Source organism: Burkholderia sp. 9777_1386, assembly GCF_015712265.1.
Taxonomy (GTDB): Bacteria; Pseudomonadota; Gammaproteobacteria; order Burkholderiales; family Burkholderiaceae; genus Burkholderia; species Burkholderia cenocepacia.
The window spans coordinates 81,888-97,913 of record NZ_JACCQB010000025.1 but is presented as its reverse complement, the minus strand read 5'-3'; the positions used below and the strand labels follow the sequence as shown (position 1 = coordinate 97,913).

14 protein-coding genes and 1 pseudogene are annotated in these 16,026 nt (G+C 68.8%); 9 read left to right on the top strand and 6 right to left on the bottom strand.

Annotation, left to right across the window (positions count from 1 at the left end; all coding sequences use genetic code 11):
* Positions 1–275, top strand: a 275-nt coding sequence (locus tag H0X91_RS19740) for a YXWGXW repeat-containing protein (RefSeq protein WP_077202590.1), incomplete at its 5' end; no start/stop codon positions are given.
* Between the two features lie 250 nt (positions 276–525).
* Here H0X91_RS19740 and H0X91_RS19735 read toward each other — a convergent pair.
* The gene (locus H0X91_RS19735) at positions 526–912 is read right to left on the bottom strand and encodes a winged helix-turn-helix transcriptional regulator (RefSeq protein ID WP_006496910.1); all 387 of its coding nucleotides are present in this window, start codon (positions 910–912) and stop codon (positions 526–528) included.
* Positions 913–1,237: 325 nt separating this feature from the next.
* Here H0X91_RS19735 and H0X91_RS19730 point away from each other — a divergent pair, with 325 nt between their 5' ends.
* From H0X91_RS19730 to H0X91_RS19720, 3 genes are all read left to right on the top strand, one after another.
* A complete protein-coding gene (locus H0X91_RS19730) occupies positions 1,238–1,717 on the top strand; it encodes a nuclear transport factor 2 family protein (protein WP_006496909.1) in 480 nt (159 codons plus the stop codon).
* A gap of 155 nt (positions 1,718–1,872) precedes the next feature.
* Positions 1,873–2,769 (top strand): helix-turn-helix transcriptional regulator, encoded by an 897-nt coding sequence (locus H0X91_RS19725; protein WP_230877973.1) that lies wholly within the window; start codon positions 1,873–1,875, stop codon positions 2,767–2,769.
* A gap of 416 nt (positions 2,770–3,185) precedes the next feature.
* The gene (locus H0X91_RS19720; protein WP_196433263.1) at positions 3,186–4,811 is read left to right on the top strand and encodes an amidohydrolase; all 1,626 of its coding nucleotides are present in this window, start codon (positions 3,186–3,188) and stop codon (positions 4,809–4,811) included.
* Between the two features lie 18 nt (positions 4,812–4,829).
* Here H0X91_RS19720 and H0X91_RS19715 read toward each other — a convergent pair whose 3' ends face one another.
* Together H0X91_RS19715 and H0X91_RS19710 are read right to left on the bottom strand one after the other, a co-directional pair.
* A complete protein-coding gene (locus H0X91_RS19715; protein ID WP_006492743.1) occupies positions 4,830–5,441 on the bottom strand; it encodes a cysteine hydrolase family protein in 612 nt (203 codons plus the stop codon).
* 177 nt (positions 5,442–5,618) lie between these two features.
* On the bottom strand, positions 5,619–6,869 hold the full coding sequence (locus tag H0X91_RS19710; protein ID WP_196433262.1) for an MFS transporter: 1,251 nt from the start codon (positions 6,867–6,869) through the stop codon (positions 5,619–5,621).
* Between the two features lie 141 nt (positions 6,870–7,010).
* Between H0X91_RS19710 and H0X91_RS19705 the strand changes: the two are divergent.
* The 3 genes and pseudogenes from H0X91_RS19705 to H0X91_RS19695 form a co-directional block, all read left to right on the top strand.
* Positions 7,011–7,479, top strand: a pseudogene (locus H0X91_RS19705) (LysR substrate-binding domain-containing protein); the annotation flags it as partial.
* A 178-nt stretch (positions 7,480–7,657) separates the two neighbouring features.
* A complete protein-coding gene (locus tag H0X91_RS19700; protein ID WP_060268165.1) occupies positions 7,658–8,236 on the top strand; it encodes a VOC family protein in 579 nt (192 codons plus the stop codon).
* Positions 8,233–8,988 (top strand): glucose 1-dehydrogenase, encoded by a 756-nt coding sequence (locus tag H0X91_RS19695; protein ID WP_006496902.1) that lies wholly within the window; start codon positions 8,233–8,235, stop codon positions 8,986–8,988. The genes H0X91_RS19700 and H0X91_RS19695 overlap by 4 nt, the downstream gene beginning before the upstream one ends.
* Positions 8,989–9,100: 112 nt before the next feature.
* On the opposite strand, the gene H0X91_RS19690 is transcribed toward H0X91_RS19695, so the two are convergent.
* Positions 9,101–10,618: a purine-cytosine permease family protein gene (locus H0X91_RS19690; RefSeq protein ID WP_196433261.1), complete on the bottom strand. Its 1,518-nt coding sequence runs from the start codon at positions 10,616–10,618 to the stop codon at positions 9,101–9,103.
* A 202-nt stretch (positions 10,619–10,820) separates the two neighbouring features.
* Complete coding sequence (locus H0X91_RS19685) at positions 10,821–11,468, bottom strand: glutathione S-transferase family protein (RefSeq protein ID WP_196433265.1); 648 nt, start codon at positions 11,466–11,468, stop codon at positions 10,821–10,823.
* 105 nt (positions 11,469–11,573) lie between these two features.
* Between H0X91_RS19685 and H0X91_RS19680 the strand changes: the two genes are divergently transcribed.
* Positions 11,574–12,686 (top strand): transketolase-like TK C-terminal-containing protein, encoded by a 1,113-nt coding sequence (locus tag H0X91_RS19680; protein WP_006496897.1) that lies wholly within the window; start codon positions 11,574–11,576, stop codon positions 12,684–12,686.
* Positions 12,687–12,702: 16 nt separating this feature from the next.
* On the opposite strand, the gene H0X91_RS19675 is transcribed toward H0X91_RS19680, so the two are convergent.
* Positions 12,703–13,158 (bottom strand): MarR family winged helix-turn-helix transcriptional regulator, encoded by a 456-nt coding sequence (locus H0X91_RS19675; protein WP_006485425.1) that lies wholly within the window; start codon positions 13,156–13,158, stop codon positions 12,703–12,705.
* A 173-nt stretch (positions 13,159–13,331) separates the two neighbouring features.
* Between H0X91_RS19675 and aceE the strand changes: the two genes are divergently transcribed.
* Entirely contained in the window at positions 13,332–16,016 is a 2,685-nt protein-coding gene (gene aceE / locus H0X91_RS19670) for a pyruvate dehydrogenase (acetyl-transferring), homodimeric type (protein WP_196433260.1), read from the top strand.
* Positions 16,017–16,026: the final 10 nt, after the last annotated feature.

The window sequence follows — 16,026 nt, the reverse complement described above, 5'->3', positions numbered from 1 at the left end:
TGTATCGCCCCTCCGGTCCGAACCGCGTACCGGGCGGGCCGCCCTATGCGGATCGGCCGAGCTTCGCACCGCCGGCGGCACGCCACGATCGTCGCCCGCCGCCGCCGCGGCCGCACGGCTATATATGGACGGACGGCTACTGGCGCTGGCAGCGCGGTCGCTATATATGGGTGTCCGGTCGCTGGGTCGCACGGCGCCCCGGGCGCCGCTGGGTGCCCGGCTACTGGCGCCGCCAAGGGCCGGTTTGGATCTACGTCGACGGTTCGTGGCGGTAAGCAGCGGCTCGATACCGGCCGATGAAGCGCCCGGGCCGGACGGCGCGCGAGAACCGCCGCCGCTCGCGCCACGGAATCAGTCGCCACGGCAAGGGTGCCAAATCAACCTATCGTCGGGCTATCCATTCCGACGCCATCCTTCGGATAACGAAGTCACGCGATGGCGATGCGAATGCATCCGCACATGCTTCAACCCGTCGAGCTCGCCTGCCGCGCACCGCCAGTCAACGAACCGATGCACGCAGCGCACTCAACGCCCGCCGCCTTCCTGCTCGCGCGCCCGACGGCGCGCCGCGCAGATCGCGCGATGATGTTCGTCGGCCCACCGGATCATCGCTTGCATCGGCGTCAGGAACGAACGCCCGAGGTCGGTCAACGCATATTCGACACGCGGCGGCACTTCGGCGAACAGCGTGCGGCTGACGAAACCGTCGTGTTCGAGCCGCTTCAGCGTGCGCGACAGCATCTGGTTCGACACATCGCCGATCGTACGGCCGAGTTCGTTGAAGCGTATCGTTCCGCCCGCCAGCGCCTCGAGTACGAGCAGGCTCCACTGGTCGCCGATGCGGTCGAGCACATCGCGGATCGGGCATGGCTGATCGAGTTCGACGGATTCGTCGGCGGACGGAAGCGGCATGACGGCATTCTCTTTCAAGGGCGATGCGCGGTCACCGCGGCGTGACCTGTTCACACCGCGATGACTTCTTGTGACGGGTTCGCGGCAACTGTACCATTCGATCGGCCGACAGCCGCCCGGATTCGCCAGTTCAACGAAGCATGACGATGCCCCGCGGCGTCGCAATACCGGCAGCGGCAACGTGGTCTCGTCGGCGCGCCGTTGATGCCGATACGGCGTGCACGTCGCGCCCCGCCCGCACCGACCGCCGATCGTCGCGCGCCGCGCAAAGCCGCCGTCTCGCTCGCGCATCCCTCCACGAACCGTCAGACAAGGAAAACGCTACATGTCATCGTTCCGCTCCCCCGCTCGCGCCGTTGCCGCATTCGTTCTGCTGGCCGCATCATCGGCGGCCGCGCTGGCTGCCGGCCCGGCCACGCGCGACCTGGCCGCGGAGGAAGCCAACCGCCAGTTGGTGCTGACGTTCTACGACCGCTTCTTCAACCGGCACGAAGCAGTCGAAGCCGCCGCCGTCGTCGCGGACGACTACAAACAGCACAACCCGCACGTGCCGGACGGCAAGCAGCCGTTCGTGTCGTACTTCGTCGGCGCGTTCCAGAAGAACCCGGCTTCGCGCGCGCGCATCGTCCGCAGCGCGGCCGACGGCGATCTCGTCTACCTGCACGTGCATGCGACCGAGCGGCCCGGCGATCGCGGCGAAGCGGTGGTCGACATCTTCCGCGTGAAGGACGGCAAGATCGTCGAACACTGGGACGTGATCCAGCCGGTACCCGAAACGTCCGCGAACCGGAACACGATGTTCTGATTGTCCTGATGCACGAGGCCGGCGCGCGGCACGCCGCGACCGGCACCGCATCGCGCTCACCGGAGCGTCGGCCGGCCGCCGGGCAAGCGCGGATGCCCCGCGGCGGCGAACTCCCCTACAATCGTGCTTCGCCGCCGCGCCGGCCTCCGTCTCGCATGATCGCAATGCCGGCCACCGCGCCGCCGCACGCGACGCACGGCCTGCACGCGCGGCCGTTCGCGAAGACGGTGTCAACGATGAGCCCCGCCCATATTTCCCTGAGCAACGCCGGCGACCTGGTCGCCAGCCTCGGCAGTCCGCAGTTTCCCGCCCGGCTCTGGGCGTGGCTGCGCGAAACCGTCGACCCGCAGTCCCATTACAGCGTCGCGACGCGTTACCGTCGCGACGCGCCGTCGCACTCGGTCGACAGCGTCGACGTGCTGTTCTTCGCCGGCGGCGACGATCCGGACGGCACGCGCCACGCGCTCGATCTGTATACACAGGGCGACTGGCGCTCCGACACGCTGCTTCCGCACATCGAGCGCGCGACCGATTCGCAGCTCGTGTTCTCGTGCAACGAGGAAATCGACACGGCGACCGAGTACGGCCGCCAGTTCGCGCTCGGCGAGCTCGGCGAAGACTGCACGCTGCTCGGCAGCGAACGCGACTACGTCTATGCGTTCTCGCTGTTCCGCCGGCGCGGCCAGCCGTCCTATACGCTGGCCGAACTGGCACTGCTGCGTCAGCTCGGCGATTTCGTGCTGCCGCTGCTGATCCAGCATGCGCGGCTCGCCCGCCTGACACCGCGCTCGGACGACGGCGCGCTGCTGCAGCGCTTCGAACAGCGCCTGGCGCGCAGCGGCGCGACGCTGTCGCAGCGCGAACGGCTCGTGTGCCGCGCGGTGCTGCAGGGCCAGCCTGTTCCGCGGATCGCCGACACGCTCGCGCTCAAGCCGAGCAGCGTACGCACCTATCTCGGCCGTGCGCTCGCGAAACTCGGCGTCGCGAACCGGGCCAGGCTCTTCGCGTGGTGCGTCGAGGAAGAAGCAACGCCGGAAGACCGCGGCAACTAGCCGCCACCGCTACGTCGTGACTTCTACCGTCCGTCCTCCTTTGTCGCGCGTTGTCCTCAAAACGATGACAGACAGCCGCCGCTCCCGCTCCTAGTATCTGTCTCCACCGACGACAGGAACGCGTCGGATGCCACGGAGACACGCAATGCCGAATACCGGAGGGACGCCGGCCCGCGCGGCCGCGTGCACGTCGACCGCCGCTGTACCGATACGCGCTCGTCGGCGAACCCGGCATGACGCTCCGGTAGCCGTGGTCGGCCTTCATCCCCGCGCAGCCCCACCTCTGCCGCGCGGCACCGGGACATAACGCCCCGCATCCCATTCCAACCCGACCGGGTTCATGCGACCGGACGAGCCACACGGCCCGCCCGTCGGACGCGTGCGCCCGTCGACACGCCCCCATCCGGAGGAGACACATGCAACACGCCGATACCGTCTATCTGAACGGCCTGCTTTACACGGGCGACGCGCAGCGCCGCTTCGCGCAGGCCCTTGCGACGAAGGACGGCAAGATCGTCGCGGTCGGCCGCGACGACGACATCCGCCCGCTGGCCGGCCCCGCGACGCGGACGGTCGACCTCGCCGGCCGGCTGATGCTGCCCGGCTTCATCGACGGTCACGTTCATCCGCTCGAAGGCCATCAGATCCTCGGCGACTTCGACCTGTCCGGCATCAACGATCCGGACACGATCGTGCAACGCATCCGCGCATGCGCCGATGCGACGCCGAACGAGCCGTGGGTCTATCTCGGCGGCGCGAACCTCGCCGCGTTCGGCGCGTATCCGACCCGCGCACGGCTCGACCGGGTCGTGCCCGACCGGCCGCTGCTCGTGGTCGGCTTCGACGTGCACAGCGGCTGCCTCAACACGAAAGGACTCGAAGCGGCCGGCATCCGCACCGATACGCCCGATCCGTCCGGCGGCGTGATCGAGCGCGATGCGTCGGGCGCGCCGACCGGCGTCGTGCATGAAGCGGCGTTCTACCGCGTCTGCCCGATCATTCCGCAACTGAGCCCGGCCGGCTACCCGAAGTCGCTCGCGAAAGCCCATGCGATGGCGCACGGCTACGGCATCACCGGCTGGTTCGACGCACGCGTCGAGGAGGCGGAACTCAAGGCTTACGCCGACGCGCAGCGCGCCGGCACGCTGAAGGCCTACATGAGCGCGGGCCTCTATGCGAACCCGCGCCGCGATCCGCGCGAGCAGGTCGAACGCTTCGTCGCGTGGCGCCGTGAGTACGAGCGCGACAACCTGCGCCTGCATACGGTGAAGATTTTCGTCGACGGCGTGCCCGAATCGAAAACCGCCGCGCTGCTCGAGCCGTACGCCGGCACCGACGACTGCGGCCTCGCGCTGTGGAGCCAGGACGCACTGAACGAAATCTGCCTGCTCGCCGATACGGCCGGCTTCGACCTGCACTTCCACACGCTCGCCGACCGCGCGGTGCGCATGACGCTCGACGCGCTCGAAACCGTCCAGCGCCGCAACGGGATGCGCGACCGGCGCGCGCAGCTCGCGCACCTGCAACTCGTCGATCCGGCCGACATGAGCCGCTTCAACCGGCTCGGCGCGATCGCGAGCGTGCAGACGCTGTGGACCGCCGCCCGCGAGGAGCAGCAACAGCTCTACCGTGACCTGCTCGGCGCCGAGCGCACTGCGCGCAACTATCCGTTCCGCAGCCTGCGCAACGCGGGGGCGATGCTCGCGGCCGGTTCGGACTGGTCGGTCAGCACGATGGACCCGATGCAGATCATCCAGACGGGCGTCACGCACCTGCTGATCGACCAGCCGGACAGCCCGCCGTGGAATCCGCACGAACGGCTCGACCTGCTCACGATGCTCGAGGCCTATACGGTCAACACCGCGTATGCGCTGCGCTTCGACGACTGCACGGGCTCGCTCGAAGCGGGCAAGGACGCGAGCTTCGCGATCCTCGACCGCAATCCGTTCGCGCACCCGGTCGAGACGTTCGCGCAGGCCCGCGTGATCGAAACGTGCTTCCGCGGCGAAGTCGTGTACGCCGCGCCGGGCGGGGCCGGCTGACGCGCGAACCGGCCGCCGTCACGCGACGCCGAGCGCCAGCACCTGCTCGGTCGTCAGCACGTCGCCGAACGTGTCCGACAGCGCGGCCAGCGTCGCGCGATGGAGCTCGCGGTGCGGCACCGTGCCGCCGTCCGCGACGTCGAGGTCGCGCGTCGCACAGGCATCGTCGACGACGATCACCGCATAGCCCAGCGGCACTGCATCGCGTGCCGCGCCGGCCACGCACGCATGCGTCATCAGGCCGGTGACGATCAGCGTGTCGATGCCGGCCGCCTTGAGCCGCGCATCGAGATCCGTCGTCGGGAAGACGCTCACCGACGTTTTCTTCACGACGGCGTGATGCGGCGCCGGCTGCAGGTCCGCATGAAAACGGAAGCCGTCGCTGCCGTCGGCGAAGATCGGGCTGTCGGCCGTATCGACGTGCTGGACGTGGAACACCGGAATGCCCGCGCGATCGGCGAACGCGATCACGCGCTGCGTGTTGCCCAGCGCGCGCGGCCCGTCCGGAATCGGCAGGCGGCCGCTGAAGTATTCGTTCTGGAAATCGATCACCAGCAGCGCGGTGCGGGCGGCGGCGATCGACGTCGGCGCGCTCGCGCCGGCCAGGGTACGGATGGTCGGATGTTGCATGACATGCTCTCTCGGTGGGTACATTGACGAAACGGCGCGCCGGCCCAGCCGGCGCCGCCGCACGCGGCCCGGAACCTCTCCGGCCGCGACGCGCCAGTGTCGGGCCGCGCGGCGCGATGCGACAGCGGCGCGCGGGACAACCTCCGACAGGATCGGGCCAACGTACGTGTGAGCAACTTACGAGAGCGCGGCCGTTCGCGCGCCCGGCCGCGTGCGGCCGTACGCGACCATCATCGCGAAGCTGAGCAGGAAACCCGCGCCGCCGATCAGCAGCAGTCCGATTTCGCCGAATACGGGCAGCAGGTTCGTCAGCGCGCCCGTCACGACCCACGCGACCGCCATCACCGAGCCCGCGACGCCGAGCACCCAGCCCTGCCGATCGTCGCTGACGGCATCGGAAAACGCCGTATACATCGTCGTGTACGCAACCATGTCGAAGCAGCCGACGACCATCGCGAGCGCCCACAGCACCGGTTCGTGCGGAAACAGCGCGGACAGGATCTGGCCAAGGCCGGCCACGAGCAAGCCCGTCTTCGCGATATCGATCACACGCCACACGCGCAACATCAACCGCACGACACACAGCAGCCCGAACACGAAACAGATGCCGATCACGCCGCTGAACAGCCCGAGCCGCGCGCTCGTATAGCCGAATTTCGCCTGCAACAGCAGCATGATGGTCTGCAGGTAGAGTCCGTAGCCGACCTGCATCAGGAAGAACACCACCGACAGGAACGCGACGTTGCGCTGTCGCGCGGCCTCCCAGATGATCCGCAGCGGCAGCAATGGATCGATGCGCGTATCGCCGCGCAGCGCGGCGGAATCGCGATACGACGCCCAGGTCCAGCCCGCGCAGATCAGCGACAGCGCGGCGACCAGCACGAACGGCGTGCCGTAGTCGAACAGCGGCGAGATCGTCCGGTCGGACGTGACGCCGCCGAGCACCGGGCCGACGATCACGCCCGCGCTGAACGCGAGCGACATGATGCTCATGTTGTACGCCTTCGTGTCGGGTGTGCTGAGATCGGTGATGGCCGCCTGCGCGATGCCCTGGCAGCCGGCCATCAGGCCCGTGAGCCCACGGCCGACCAGCAGCAGCGCGATGCTGGCCCACCACGCGCCGCCCGCCATCAGCGCGTAGCCGGCCGCGAGGCCGAGCACGCACAGCAGCAGGATCCGGCGGCGGCCGTAGCGATCGGATAGCTCGCCCATCAGCGACGAGCCGAAGAACATGCACAGCGGGTAGATCCCGTAGCCGAGGCCGAGATAGAAATTGCGCGCATGCGCGCCGGCGTCGGCCGGCAGGATGCCCGCGTGCGGATCGCTGAAGATCGCGGACATCATCGGATAGACGAGCCCGAACCCCATCGCGTCGAGCGCGATGGCGAGCAGGCAGGGGCCGAGCAGGGTGTAGTCGAGCCGGGACATGGCGACCTTCCGGACAGAGTGGACGATCGCCCAAGCGTAATGACGCGGCGGCCGCCGCGGTAGATGGCCGGCCGCGATGCTCATCATCGGCTCGCCCGATACCCCGCCTGTGGCCCGCGCCGATGGATCGTGCCCTATCTGGCGTCGCTGATGGCGCTGCCCGACCCGGACGCCGAGATCGAGTCGATCGCGCTGTTCGAGGACGAGATGTCCTTCGCCGCGTCGGTCGATTCGCCGTATGCGCAACGCGATGCGATCGATCTCCACGCATGCGGCGACGAACCGTTCGTGTCGCTCGGCGAAGGCTTCGCGACGCGCCACGGCTTCACGGAGGCGTTCCGCGCGGCCGGTGTCACGCCGAACGTCGTGATGCGCGTGGGCGACATCTTCTCGCTGACCAACCTCGTGTCGGGCGGCGTCGGCTGCTCGCTGCTGCCGGGCCGCGTGCGCGATCTGGTCGCGCACCGGATCGCGCTCGCGACCGCTCGCCGGACCGACGATCCGCCAGACGATCGGCCTGAGCTTCCTGCATCGTCGCGAGCGCGACCCGAACCTGCTCGCGCTCGCGACCGTGTGCCGGCTGACGGTCAACGGGCCGAACGCGCGGTAACGCGTCGAGCGCATTGCCCGCTTTCAGCTCGCGCACGCGTTGCGTCGGGGCGCCGCATCGCACGACGCTGCGTGCGCGCCTACTCGTCCGTTTGGATGGCACGAAACACGCGCTTTGTTGCGATCATGGCCGTCATGCATCGCACGGCACGCACCGGTGCGTCCGCCACGGAGACGACATGCACGACCCCGCCCTCGGCCCCATCGACCAGATCGGCTACGTAGTCGCCGACCTCGACCGCAGCATCGCGCGCTGGCGCGCCCGCCATGAGGTCGGCCCGTGGACCGTGTTCCGCAACGTGCGGCTCGACGGCCGCCATCTCGGCAAACCGGTGACGGTCACGATGGACGTCGGGCTCGCGTATCGCGGCGATCTACAGATCGAACTGATACACGTGACGAACGACACGCCGTCGCCGTATCGCGACGCGCACGGGCAGCCGCTCGTCGGCCTGCATCACGTCGCGTGGGTCGTCGACGATCTCGATGCGGCGGTCGCACGGCTCGCCGCCCGCGGCCTGCGCGTCGTGTTCGATGCGCACAACGCGGCCACACGCGTCGCGTATCTCGACGACGCCGACGATCCCGGCGTGCGCATCGAAGTGATCGAAGGCGCCGGCATGCGCGACCTGATCGCGCACGGCATCGCCGAAGCCCGCGCGTGGCGCGGTGGCGATCCGGTCCGCAGCGTGGACGCGGCGGCCGCGTCCACGCGAGCCGCGCACGCCCCCTTTCACTCACAGGAGCAAGCACGATGAAACGACTCGAAGGCAAGGTGGCGCTGATCACGGGCGGCGCCCGCGGCCAGGGCGAAGCGGAAGCGCGCCGGTTCGTCGCCGAAGGCGCACGCGTGGTGATCGCCGACGTGCTGGACGACGCCGGCCGGCGCGTCGCGGCCGAACTCGGCGATGCCGCACGCTTCCAGCATCTCGACGTGACGAACGAAGCCGACTGGCACGCCGCCGTTCAGGCCACGCTCGCGCAGTTCGGCCGGCTGGACATTCTCGTGAACAACGCGGCGATCCTGAAGCTCGTGCCGATCGAAGCGTGCTCGCTCGACGACTACCGCAAGGTGATCGACGTGAACCAGGTCGGCTGCTGGCTCGGGATGAAGTCGGCACTGGCCGCGCTGAAGGACGCGGGCGGCGGGTCGATCGTCAACGTGTCGTCGACGGCCGGGATGGAAGGCGTCGCGGGCGGCAGCGCTTACGTGTCGAGCAAGTTCGCGGTGCGCGGGATGACGAAGGCCGCCGCGCTCGAATTCGGCCGCCACGGCATTCGCGTGAACTCGGTGCATCCGGGCGGCATCGATACGGTGATGGCGCGCCCGCCCGAGTTCGCGGATTTCGATCCGTCGTCGATCTACAGCGGCCTGCCGATCGCGCGCATCGGCAAGCCCGACGAAGTGGCCAGCCTCGTGCTGTTCCTCGCGTCCGACGAATCCACGTATTGCACGGGCTCGGAATTCATCGTCGACGGCGGGCTGCTCGCGGGCAGCACGTTCCACTGACACAACGCGGCGCTTCGCCACAAACGTCAACCCAAACGACAACGCCGCCGGCGGCTGAGCCCGCACGGCGGCGTTGTCGTTTCCGGATCAGGTGCAATCCGTCGACCAGCAATCAGTATCCCTTCGGCTGGATCGCCGGTGCGCCGACCTCGCGCGCCTTCCGCTTGCCGCCCCGCACGAAACGGCGCCCGTGCGGGCCGTACACGCCGTCCGGTTCCGGATACAGCGTCAGCAGCGCGAAGTACAGCATCCCGCCGACCGCCAGCGACAGCGGCACGCTCAGGTCGAGCCCGCCCGCGAGGTTACCGAGCGGCCCGACGAACTGGCCCGGCAGGTTCACGAACGCGAGCCCGACGAACGCGGCCGGCAGCCACGCGCCCATCGCGCGCACGTTCCAGCCGTGCGTGAACCAGTAGTGGCCACCGCGCAGCCCGCGATTGAACACCTGCAGATCGTCGGCGAGATAGTAACCGCGGCGGGTCACGTAGCCGATCACCATGATCGCCATCCACGGGCAGCTGAACGTGTCGATCAGCGTCGAGAACGTCGCGACGCTTTCGACGAGGTTGAACCAGAAACGCCCGACGAAGATGAACGCGATCGCGATCGTGCCGATCAGCAGCGTCGCGCGCACACGGTTCAGGACCCGCGGGAACATGCTCGATACGTCGAGGCCCGTGCCGTACAGCGCGGTCGTGCCGGTCGACATCCCGCCGATGATCGCGATCAGGCACATCGGCAGCAGGAACCAGCGCGGCGAAATCGCGAGCAATCCGCCGACGTAGTCGTTCGACGCGATGAACGCGGGCGCCTTCGACGCGATGATCGTCGCGGTCGCGAGGCCGAAGAAGAACGGCACGAAGGTCGCGATCTGCGCGGCGAACACCGCCCCCATCACGCGACGCTTCGGCGTGTGCTGCGGAATGTAGCGCGCCCAGTCGCCCAGCGTCGACGCGAACGACACCGGGTTGCTCAGCGCGACCAGCACCGCGCCGACGAACGCGGCCCAGAAGCCCGCGCTACCCTGTTGCAGCGTACCCGCGTAGCGCATGTCGAACAGGCCGACGAACGCGAACAGGCCCGCGACGAACAGCACGCTCGCGGCCCACACGGCGATCTTGTTGACCCACAGCATGAAGCGGAAGCCGTAGATGCAGACGATCAGCACGAGCACCGCGAACACCAGGTACGCGGCGCCGAGCGTGAAGCCGTTGACCGGCACGCCGGCCAGGTTGTGCGCACCGCCGACGAGCGCGTCGCCCGAGCTCCACACCGCGAGCGAGAAGAACGCGATCGACGTGAGCAGCGCGAGGAACGAGCCGACGATCCGGCCGTGGATGCCGAAATGCGCGCCGGACGACACCGGGTCGCTGGTGCCGTTGCGCGGGCCGAACAGGCTCATCGGCGCGAGGATGCAGGTGCCGGCGAGCACGCCGAGCACGATCGCGCAGACGCCCGCCTTGAACGACAGCCCGACCAGCACGGGAAAGCTGCCGAGCACCGATGTGGAAAACGTATTGCAACCGCCGAACAGCAACCGGAACAGATCGATCGGCCGCGCATAGCGCGATGCATCGGGAATGCGCTCGAAACCGAACGACTCGACCTGCGTAATCCTGCCTTCACTCATTTTGTCTCCAGCTCCTCGTGCGTCGGTACGGCCCGGGGCTGCGGCCATACGACACATCGTCATCGATTCGCGGCCACTCTAAACCGGATCGGGCCGCGCAAATATCACGCATTCGAGACGTTTACGACGAAGGAGAACAATGTTTTCCCGGCGGCCAAGCGGCCGGCGCCCGCGCCGTCCATCCGGCGCGGGCGATGCGACGTCAGTGCGCCGCCTCGGCGGCCGGCGCGCGGCATGCGATCAGGCCCCGTTGCACGGCCGGCCGCGCGGCGATCTCGGCGAGCCAGCGCTCGACGTGCGGGAAGCCGGTCACGTCGAGATCGAGCTCGGCCGTCGTGCGCAGCCACGGGAACGCGGCGATATCGGCGATCGAATACCGCGACGACGCGAGATACGCCGATTCCGACAGGCGGCCGTTCACGACCCCGTAGAGCCGCAGCGCCTCCTTCCGGTAGCGGTCGATCGCTTCCGCATTGACCGTCTTCGATGCATGCAGGAACCACCACAGCTGGCCGAGCATCGGCCCGATCCCGCCGATCTGGAAATGCAGCCATTGCTGGACCGCCGTGCGCTCGGCCAGCGTGTCAGGCTGCAGGCAGCCGGTCTTGGCGGCGAGATAGCCGAGGATCGCGCCGGATTCGAATACGGCGAGCCCCGTGTCGTGGTCGACGATGGCCGGGATCTTGCCGTTCGGATTGATCGCGAGATACGCCGGGCTGCGCTGCTCGCCGGCGGACAGGTCCACCAGCACGCGATCGTGCGCGAGCCCGGCCTCTTCCAGGTAGATCGCGATCTTGTGCCCGTTCGGCGTGTCGGCCGTATAGAACGTGAGGGAGTGCGTCGAGGTCATGTCGGTCCTTGTCATCGGGTTATCGTTGCAACTACAATCGTTGCAATTGCAATCCTATGCCGGAATCGATGACGCCGGCGCCATGCCAGTACTCGAAGGAGGGACATGCAGACTGCGCGATCCGGTCCGCCCGTGCGGACGCCCGATACCCGCCGCGCCGCGGCGGCCTGCCTCGAACGGCTGACCACGCGGCGGCTCGTGCCGCCGGGCGCGGCGGTCTCGCCGCTCGGCGCGATGCGGGCAGCCGCCGAGTGTCTCGAACGCGATGCGGCGACGTCGAAGCGCGTGTGGATCGTCCGCGCCGATGCGCGCGAGCCGGTTTCCGGCACGCACGCGCATCGCCACATCAGTGCGTGGCCGCTGCGGTTTCTCGATCCGGGCAAGCGCTTCGAGCGGCCGCTGTTGTACCTGCTGCATGCGCGCGCGATCGACCGGTTGCGGCTCGCGTCGATCGAAACCGTTGATCGCGGGATCTTCGTGAACGACGCGGAAACGGCCGCATCGTCATGGCCGAAGGGCGTGACGCCCGACGTCCCGCACTGGCTCGCCGCGAACGCCGCGTGCACGCCGTACGATCCGGCGTCGGGACACGAAGCGATCGCGATCCTGCGCCACGCGCTGCGCACGCTGTACGTCGCCGGCCAGCCTGGCTTCGTCTATCTCGCGAGCCATGACGACTGCGAGCCCGATGCGAAGCCGCTGTCGGCGTCGGCCGCCCGCGACGCGTTCAACGGCATGGTGCGGGCCGGCCGGCGTGCCGCCGCCGGCGCCGCAGCGCATATCCGGCTGTGCGGCGCGGGCAGCACGCTCGCGCAGGTCAGGGAAGCGGCCGACCTGCTGCACGACGAATGGCGAATCGACTCGACGATCTGGAGCTGCCCGAGCTATACGCAGCTCGCGCGCGACGGTCGCGCGGCCGAACGCTGGAACCTGCTGCATCCGCATGACGCCCCGCGCGTTCCGCACGTGCGGGCCTGCCTCGGCGAAGGCGGCACGCCGGTGCTCGCGGTGACCGGCTATGCACGGCACATTGCCGCGCAGATCGGTGCGTTCGTGCCGGCCCGCTTCACGGCGCTCGGCGCGGATTCGGCCGGGCCCGGCGCACGCGCGCCGACCGCGCGCTGGATCGTCGCGGTCGCGCTGCGCCTGCTGGCCGACGATGGCCGCGTGCCGGCCGACTGGGCCGCGCAGGCGATGCGCGGCCATGCGCGCGGCTGATGCGCGCCGGACGCCGTTACTTCGCGTCGGCCGCCGCGTCGCGCGCCGCGGCGGTCGCGCGATCGAGCGCGGCGGCCATCGTCGCCTGCTCCTTGCCGGTGAACTGGTCGAGAAACAGCTCCGCGACCGTCGACTGGTACACCTTCCACATCTTCTTGCGCAGCGTCCGCCCCTTGTCGGTGATGCTCGCAAACGCCGCGCGGCCATCGTCGGCCGACCGCGCGCGCGTGACGAGCCCATCCTGTTCGAGCCGATCGACGAGCCGCGTGAGGTTGTAGCGCTCGATCGCGAGCACGTCGGCGAGTTCGTGCATGCGGCGCGTGCCGTCGGGCCCGCTTTCGAGCCCCCACAGCGCGTCGTACCACGCGTACGCGGGCAGGCCGGCCGCCGCAAGGCGGCGCTCGATCTCGCGAATCATCGTCCGGTGCGCGCGGACGAACGAGAACCACAGATCGGGTTCGGGTGCGCTCATGTCAGGTCGTTCCTTTCGTTGAATTGCAGTTGCAATTAAATTTTACCTCGATAACAATGCCCGTCATACGATTGCAATTGCAACTACTTGCCCGCCAACCGGCGGGCGTTTCGTCGCGCGACGCGGCGCCACGACAGTCGCTGCGCGCTGCCTGATGCTTCTGGAGACATTGCATGACCACACCTCTCGCGTTACCCGACATCGATCCGCAGGAAACCCGCGAATGGCTCGATGCGCTCGAATCCGTGATCGCGCTCGAAGGCCGTCCGCGCGCGCACTATCTGCTCGACCAGCTCGCCGATCTCGACGCGGCCCGGCATGGCGACCTGCACGGCCGCGTGACGACCGCGTACGTGAACACCGTGCCGCGCGAGCGGCAGCCGGCCTACCCGGGCGATCTCGCGCTCGAGCGGCGGCTGAACGCGATGATTCGCTGGAACGCGATGGTGATGGTGCTGCGCGCCGGCCGGCATTCGAACGTCGGCGGCCACATCGCGACCTACCAGTCGGCGGCCGTGCTGTACGACGTCGGCTTCGACCACTTCTTCCGCGGCCGCACCGACACGTTCGACGGCGACATGGTCTACATCCAGGGCCACTCGGCGCCCGGCATCTATGGCCGCGCGTACCTGGAAGGCCGCATCACCGACGCGCAGCTCGACCATTTCCGCCGCGAGACCGGCCGCGAAGCGGGCCGCGACGGACTGTCGTCGTATCCGCATCCGCGCCTGATGCCCGATTTCTGGCAGTTCCCGACCGTGTCGATGGGGCTCGGGCCGCTCACGGCCGCGTATCAGGCGCGTTTCATGCGTTACCTCGAATATCGCGGGCTGAAGGCGCATCAGGGCCGCAAGGTGTGGGCGTTTCTCGGCGACGGCGAAATGGACCAGCCCGAATCGCTCGCGGCGATCTCGCTGGCCGGGCGCGAGCGGCTCGACAACCTGATCTTCGTCGTCAACTGCAACCTGCAGCGCCTCGACGGCCCGGTGCGCGGCAACGGCAAGGTCATCCAGGAACTCGAAGGCACGTTCCGCGCGGCCGGCTGGAACGTCGTCAAGGTGATCTGGGGCGGCGGCTGGGATCGCCTGCTCGAACGCGACACGACGGGCCTGCTGCGCCAGCGCATGATGGAATGCGTGGACGGCGACTACCAGACCTTCAAGTCGCAAAGCGGCGCCTACGTGCGCGAGCATTTCTTCGGCAAGTACCCCGAACTGCTCGATCTGGTCGCCGACCTGTCCGACGACGACATCTGGAAACTGGCGCGCGGCGGCCACGATCCGGAGAAGGTGCATGCGGCCTATGCGCAGGCGATGCGCGCCGACGGCCGGCCGACCGTCGTGCTCGCGAAGACGGTCAAGGGCTTCGGGATGGGCGAAGCCGGCGAAGGCCAGAACGTGAACCATCAGTTGAAGAAGATGAGCGCGGATGCGGTACGTGCATTCCGCGACCGCTTCGCGCTGCCGGTCAGCGACGCGCAGCTCGACGCGCTGCCTTACCTGAAGCCGGAACCGGGCAGTGCCGAGGCACGCTATTTCGCGGAACGCCGCGCCGCGCTCGGCGGCCACGTGCCGGCCCGCTTCCACGCGGTCGCGCCGCTGCCGACGCCGCCGCTCGCCGCATTCGACGCGCAACTGAAAGACACCGGCGAGCGCGGCTTGTCGACGACGATGGCGTTCGTGCGCATCCTCGGCACGCTGCTGAAGGACCCACAGCTCGGCAAGCTGGTCGTGCCGATCGTGCCGGACGAGTCGCGCACGTTCGGGATGGAGGGCCTGTTCCGCCAGATCGGCATCCATTCGCATCTCGGCCAGCTCTATACGCCGCAGGACGCGGGTCAGCTCAGCTACTACAAGGAAGCGAAGGACGGGCAGATCCTGCAGGAAGGGATCAACGAATCGGGCGCGATCGCGTCGTGGATCGCGGCCGGCACCGCGTACAGCAACCACGGGTTGCCGGCGATCCCGTTCTACATCTTCTATTCGATGTTCGGGCTGCAGCGGGTCGGCGATCTCGCGTGGGCCGCCGGCGACGCGCGCACGCGCGGCTTCCTGCTCGGCGCGACGTCGGGCCGCACGACATTGATGGGCGAAGGGCTGCAGCACAACGACGGGCACAGCCAGGTGCTGTCGTCGGTGATTCCGAACTGCGTGTCGTACGACCCGACCTATGCGTACGAACTCGCGGTGATCGTGCGCGACGGGTTGCGGCGGATGTTCGCGGAGCAGGAGGACGTCTACTACTACATCACGCTGCTCAACGAGAACTATCCGCATCCGGCGCTGCCCGACGGTGCGGAAACCGGCATCCTGAAGGGGCTCTACCTGCTGCGCGACGGCCCGCCGCACGCGGCCGACGCGCCGCGCGTGCAGTTGATGGGCAGCGGCGCGATCCTGCGCGAAACGCTTGCCGCGAGCGACCTGCTCGCGCAGGACTTCGGCGTGTCGAGCGACGTCTGGAGCGCGACGAGCCTGACCGAGCTGCGCCGCGACGGGCTCGCCGCGGAACGCTGGAACCTGCTGCATCCGGACGCGGCGCCGCGCGTGCCGTACGTGCAGCAATGCCTCGACGGCCGCGCGGGGCCGGTGGTCGTCGCGACCGACTACATGAAGATCGTCGGCGACCAGATCCGGGCGTTCGTCGACGGTCGCCGCTTCGTGTCGCTCGGCACCGACGGCTTCGGCCGCTCGGATACGCGCGAGGCGCTGCGCACGTTCTTCGAGGTCGACCGGCACTTCATCGCGATCGCCGCACTGAAGGCGCTCGCCGACGACGGCATGATCGAACGGGCTCGCGTCGGCGAAGCGATCCGGCGTTACGGCATCGATATCGACAAGGTCGATCCGGCCACCGTGTAGTCATGCGGCG

What these genes read in the sequence shown, in the direction of transcription:
- H0X91_RS19700 (WP_060268165.1), top strand. Translation starts at nt 7,658, where the DNA reads ATGCACGACCCCGCCCTCGGCCCCATCGACCAGATCGGCTACGTAGTC.
- H0X91_RS19710 (WP_196433262.1), bottom strand. Translation starts at nt 6,869, where the DNA reads ATGTCCCGGCTCGACTACACCCTGCTCGGCCCCTGCCTGCTCGCCATC.
- H0X91_RS19730 (WP_006496909.1), top strand. Translation starts at nt 1,238, where the DNA reads ATGTCATCGTTCCGCTCCCCCGCTCGCGCCGTTGCCGCATTCGTTCTG.
- H0X91_RS19690 (WP_196433261.1), bottom strand. Translation starts at nt 10,618, where the DNA reads ATGAGTGAAGGCAGGATTACGCAGGTCGAGTCGTTCGGTTTCGAGCGC.
- H0X91_RS19675 (WP_006485425.1), bottom strand. Translation starts at nt 13,158, where the DNA reads ATGAGCGCACCCGAACCCGATCTGTGGTTCTCGTTCGTCCGCGCGCAC.
- H0X91_RS19695 (WP_006496902.1), top strand. Translation starts at nt 8,233, where the DNA reads ATGAAACGACTCGAAGGCAAGGTGGCGCTGATCACGGGCGGCGCCCGC.
- aceE (WP_196433260.1), top strand. Translation starts at nt 13,332, where the DNA reads ATGACCACACCTCTCGCGTTACCCGACATCGATCCGCAGGAAACCCGC.
- H0X91_RS19735 (WP_006496910.1), bottom strand. Translation starts at nt 912, where the DNA reads ATGCCGCTTCCGTCCGCCGACGAATCCGTCGAACTCGATCAGCCATGC.
- H0X91_RS19680 (WP_006496897.1), top strand. Translation starts at nt 11,574, where the DNA reads ATGCAGACTGCGCGATCCGGTCCGCCCGTGCGGACGCCCGATACCCGC.
- H0X91_RS19685 (WP_196433265.1), bottom strand. Translation starts at nt 11,468, where the DNA reads ATGACCTCGACGCACTCCCTCACGTTCTATACGGCCGACACGCCGAAC.
- H0X91_RS19725 (WP_230877973.1), top strand. Translation starts at nt 1,873, where the DNA reads ATGATCGCAATGCCGGCCACCGCGCCGCCGCACGCGACGCACGGCCTG.
- H0X91_RS19720 (WP_196433263.1), top strand. Translation starts at nt 3,186, where the DNA reads ATGCAACACGCCGATACCGTCTATCTGAACGGCCTGCTTTACACGGGC.
- H0X91_RS19715 (WP_006492743.1), bottom strand. Translation starts at nt 5,441, where the DNA reads ATGCAACATCCGACCATCCGTACCCTGGCCGGCGCGAGCGCGCCGACG.